Origin of the sequence: Cupriavidus sp. 2TAF22 (assembly GCF_052115045.1) — a bacterium.
Taxonomy (GTDB): Bacteria; Pseudomonadota; Gammaproteobacteria; order Burkholderiales; family Burkholderiaceae; genus Cupriavidus.
This window is the reverse complement of the sequence record NZ_JBFRFX010000101.1, coordinates 1-3,592: the sequence shown is the minus strand read 5'-3', so window position 1 is coordinate 3,592 and position 3,592 is coordinate 1. Positions and strand designations below refer to the sequence as shown.

Genomic DNA, 3,592 nt, shown 5'->3' with positions numbered 1-3,592 from the left:
CGCACGCGGGCCGTCGCCGAATTCGCTGTCGCGCACGCGCCGGCCATTCAGCAGCAGTGCGACCAGAAGGGTGTCACCCGCCAGGGCGGTGGCACTGCGGCCATCGATGCGCAGGGTGATGGCGGGGCGGTCGGATTCTGCCAGCCGCATGAATCGCGCGGGCAGTGGGGGAGCGTTGTCGGGCATGGGCGGCGGCTCGGCGTTGGTTTGGAAACAATGGGCTGACTGCTGCAATCTCAGCTCGCAAGCGCGGCACGCACCTCGGGGAAGGCGAGCACGTCGTCAAGCGTCTGCTTCACGCGCGCGAACATCAGCTCGAATTCGTCTTCGGTGTACGTCAGCGCTGGGGCAAAGCCGAGGATATTGTCGCCAAAGGCGCGGAACACGATGCCGTTGCCGTAGGCGGTCGCGGCAATGCGGTCGGACAGCCCCAGCGATGCGTCGAAGCCGCGCTTGCTGGCCTTGTCGCTGACAAGTTCCAGCGCGCCCAGCAGTCCGCGATGGCGCGAGTCGCCCACCAGCGGATGACTGCGTAGCGCATCCAGTCCGGCTGCGAAGGTTGCCGCGCCACGCTGCCCATTGGCCAGGATGCCCCCTTCCTCATACAGCCGCAGGACTTCCAGCGCCACTGCCGCACTGACCGGGTGGGCCGAATACGTGGCGCCGTGGCCGATGGGCGCTGCGCCGGGTGCGCCGTCGGCGATGCCGGCATAGACCTGGTCGGAGATCAGCGTCGCGCCCATCGGGACGTAGCCGGCGGTGAGGCCCTTGGCCAGCGTCATGATGTCCGGGGTGACGTCTTCGGCCTCGCAGGCAAACATGGGGCCGGTGCGGCCGAACCCGGTGATGACCTCGTCGACCACGAAGAGGATGTCCAGCTCGCGCGCGGCGTCGCGCATGGCCCTGAGCCAGCCCTTGGGCGGCACGATCACGCCGCCCGAGCCCTGGATCGGTTCGCAGAAGAACGCGGCCACATTGTCCGCGCCCAGTTCGGCGATTTTCGCGCGCAGTGCCGCCACCGAGGCGTCGATGATGCCTTGCGCATCGGTGGGATCGGCGGCGCGGTAGGGATTAGGCGAGGGGATGTAGTGCTGCGTCGGCAGCGGCAGGTCAAAGCCGCGGTGGAACGCAGGCAGGGCGGTGAGGCCGGCGCCCGTCGACGAGGAGCCGTGGTAGCCGCGCTCCAGCGAGATGAAGTGCTTCTTCGACGGGCGCCCGGTGGCGTTGAAGTACTGCGTGATGAAACGCACGGCCGTATCGACCGCCTCGGAGCCGCCCAGAGTGAGATATACGTGGTTCAGCGAGCGGGGCGTGATCTGCACCAGCTTGTCGGCGAGGCGGATCGCCGGCTCACTGCTGAAATGGAAGTAGCCGGTAGCGTAGGGCAGGCGGCGCATTTGCTCGGCGGCGGCCTGCACCACGCTTTCCTGGCCGTAGCCCACGTTGACGCACCACAGCCCTGCGAAGGCGTCGAGCACTTCGTGGCCGTTGGCGTCGGTCAGCCACGCGCCGCGGCCCGAAGACAGCACCGTGGGGCCGCGCTGCTCGTGCACGCGCCAGGGCGACACAGGGTGGATAAGGTGCGCGCGATCGGCGGCTTCAAGCGCGGCGAGCTGGGGCAGGTCAGTGAGTTGGGTCATGGCAGGGTCCGTTCGCGTCAATTCGTGTGCGCAGCACAACAGGCTGGCCTTTGCCTCAAGGTTACGGCAGGCGGCACATGGCGTGATGCTGCATTGAGGGGGCTGAACGAAGCAGGCTGCTGTTATGCGGGCCGTGGCAGCAGATTGTTTGGTAGTGCGCTTCCAGCAACCTGGCGGGTCTTTAGCCCATGGCCTGGGTCACGAGTGCGAACGGCGCCGGCGCCCCTGGAGGCGTGGCGATTGGTGCGCCGCGCACCATGGTCGTGGGCGCGTCCACGCGCGGCAGGCCAATGCTGTCCAGCCATTCACCCAGCCCGCTGGCGCAGTCGATGTCGATACGCGTGAAGTTGCCCGCATTCAGGCCGGTCAGGTATGCGACCAGCGCCTTGGCGCCATTGGCGCCGGGCGCTACTACCGGGCCGATGGCATGGCCGCGCCCGAAGCGGCGCAGCATGGCGAAGCCGCGCGCTTCGCCTTCTAAGTCCAGCACCACGCAGGCCTCGGCGCTGGCCAGCAGGTCGTTGACCAATGCCTTGCGGGGCATGCCGCGCGCCTGCGCGTCGAGCCGGTGCAGCGCACCGGCCTCGTTGTGGCCCGCGGGGCGCAGGCGCCAGCCGTCGGGCAGGGCGATCAACGGGGCAGGCTGGGCCGTGCCCTGGTGCTGGCAAACCTCGCCGGTGCGCGCGAAGCCCAGGCGCTCGTACAGGCCGCGGCCATCGGCCGTGGCGTGCAGCAGCACGGTGCATTCGTCCAGGCCTTCGAGCAGCGCGCGCATCAGCCGGTAGCCGATGCGCCGGCCCTGGCACGCCGGCGTGACGATCACCATGCCGATGGTGGCGTGGTGCTTGCCCCAGCGCCAGCGCAGGGCAGTGGCGACGAACTGGCCATCGAGTTCGGCTACGATGCCCTCGGCGTGCGCGAACATCTGCTCCCAGTCGGTCAGGCGATGGGGCCAGCGCTGTTCCTGCGACAGGGCGTGGGCGCGCGTCAGGTCGTCGGCAGTCATCGGGCGCAGCACCACGCCGTCGTCAGCAATGGTGTCCTGGGCATGTGGAAGCGGGGCAAACATGGGCGTTGTCCTCGGGAAGAAAGGTTGGCACCGGCATTTATCTTGAACGACATCGTTCGGTCGAGCCAGAACGAGTTGGGGTTTATCCGTAACTTGCAAGATTCGTCTGCCGGAGGTGCCGGATTTGCAATTCAATGCGGTAGCGCAGGCTGTAACAGGGACAAATGCTGAGCCTTCTTGACTAGCATGAATGACCTGCAGTCATTCGCGGTGCGTCGTGACAAGTCCGCACCCGCCGGCCTTTCCAGACCAACCAGGAGCACTACGATGAGCGAAAGCCGTAAAGAGTTCGAGAACCTTGTCGGCCCCGGCGAAAGCCTTCGTGTGATGGATTTGCTCAAGCGCGGGGCGACGCGGCGTGACGTCCTGGCGATGCTGCTGGCGGGCGGCATGCAGGCCACGCTGGCTGGCAGCCTGGCCGGCGTGGCGGTCAAGGCCCATGCACAGACGCCCAAGCGGGGTGGCCGCATCCGCGTGGCAGCCGCCACGGCGGCCGCGTCCGATACGCTGGATCCGTCCAAACAGTCGAACCAGAACGACTACGTGCGCTGCAACATGGTCTACAACGGCCTGACCTCGCTCGATGGCAGCCTGACGCCGCGGCCGGCGCTGGCCGAGTCGTTCAACACGACCGATGCCAAGACCTGGGTCTTCACGCTGCGCAAGGGCGTGGCCTTCCACGACGGCAAGGCGTTGTCCCCGGCCGACGTGGTGTATTCGATCATGCGCCACAGGGACCCCGCCACCGCTTCCAAGGCCAAGGTGCTGGCCGAGCAGATCGAGAGCGTGAAAGCCACCGGCCCGAACGAGGTCACGGTGGTGCTCACCAGCCCCAATGCCGACCTGCCGGTGATCCTGGGCACCTTCCACTTCCTCATCGTCA

At 67.4% G+C, this 3,592-nt stretch carries 4 protein-coding genes; 1 reads left to right on the top strand and 3 read right to left on the bottom strand.

Annotation, left to right across the window (positions count from 1 at the left end; translation table 11 throughout):
- The 3 genes from AB4Z48_RS40265 to AB4Z48_RS40255 all read right to left on the bottom strand — a co-directional run.
- Positions 1-186: 2Fe-2S iron-sulfur cluster-binding protein (locus AB4Z48_RS40265; protein ID WP_441624456.1), on the bottom strand; the 186-nt coding region annotated here is incomplete at its 3' end.
- A 50-nt stretch (positions 187-236) separates the two neighbouring features.
- A complete protein-coding gene (locus AB4Z48_RS40260) occupies positions 237-1,640 on the bottom strand; it encodes an aspartate aminotransferase family protein (RefSeq protein ID WP_441624454.1) in 1,404 nt (467 codons plus the stop codon).
- Positions 1,641-1,821: 181 nt separating this feature from the next.
- Positions 1,822-2,709 carry a GNAT family N-acetyltransferase gene (locus AB4Z48_RS40255; RefSeq protein WP_441624452.1) on the bottom strand — a complete coding sequence of 296 codons (888 nt, stop codon included), beginning with the start codon at positions 2,707-2,709 and terminating at the stop codon, positions 1,822-1,824.
- Between the two features lie 267 nt (positions 2,710-2,976).
- Between AB4Z48_RS40255 and AB4Z48_RS40250 the strand changes: the two genes are divergently transcribed.
- Positions 2,977-3,592: ABC transporter substrate-binding protein (locus AB4Z48_RS40250; RefSeq protein WP_441624450.1), on the top strand; the 616-nt coding region annotated here is incomplete at its 3' end.

Coding starts and splice junctions, on each gene's coding strand:
- AB4Z48_RS40255 (WP_441624452.1), bottom strand. CDS start 2,709: ATGTTTGCCCCGCTTCCACATGCCCAGGACACCATTGCTGACGACGGC.
- AB4Z48_RS40260 (WP_441624454.1), bottom strand. CDS start 1,640: ATGACCCAACTCACTGACCTGCCCCAGCTCGCCGCGCTTGAAGCCGCC.